The following is a 624-nucleotide window of genomic DNA, read 5'->3' on the forward strand; positions in this document are numbered from 1 at the left end:
TGAATCATTGATAAATAATCAATGTGCTAATACGCAACAGTTTTCTACTTTAGTATATGATACAGTTATAAAAACTATATGTCGTAAACGCGATGAGTTAAAAGTTAAACCGTTTAGAATATCAGAAAACTCAAATACTCAAAAAACTTTTGAGGGGCTTAAGGGTTTTAGGTGCCACCTGACTAGAGGTCATGAAGCTTTAAGACTTATGTTCTGGTCAGATCCCGAGACTCGCAAGATAATTTTTGCAAACGTTGGACCAAAAATGGAACTTATAATTTCTGATCCCTAAGTATTTCTTAGTAACTGCTTAATGTTTAGATTAAATCCTCCGGCTCTTAGAGGATTTAATCATTTTACTTTCAGATTCCATTATGAACCGAATCATTACTCTCACTAAACGTCCAGTTCTCGACTTTGTCACCTGTGAATGTTATAGTCAAATTTTTACTTTTCATATCAGTTCCGTTCGAGAATAGCCCTACAATTGGAATGTAAGACATCGCTGACATATTCGAGTTCATGATTGAGTAAAACCACATGTCCTCATTGGTATCAACGGTTGTCTTACGAGTAGGTTCACCGAACTGCTTTTGAATATCTTCCTTCGTGGTTCGACCTTTG

2 protein-coding genes are annotated in these 624 nt (G+C 35.7%); one reads left to right on the top strand and one right to left on the bottom strand.

All coding sequences use genetic code 11. From position 1 onward, the window contains the following. Positions 1-292 (top strand): hypothetical protein (locus tag EPG66_RS22910; RefSeq protein WP_220495270.1); only part of this gene is annotated, 292 nt, incomplete at its 5' end. Positions 293-362: 70 nt separating this feature from the next. Here the strand turns inward: EPG66_RS22910 and EPG66_RS22915 are convergent. Further along, positions 363-624: hypothetical protein (locus EPG66_RS22915; protein ID WP_220495271.1), on the bottom strand; the 262-nt coding region annotated here is incomplete at its 5' end.

It is taken from the genome of Pantoea pleuroti (assembly GCF_014156615.1).
Taxonomy (GTDB): Bacteria; Pseudomonadota; Gammaproteobacteria; order Enterobacterales; family Enterobacteriaceae; genus Pantoea; species Pantoea agglomerans.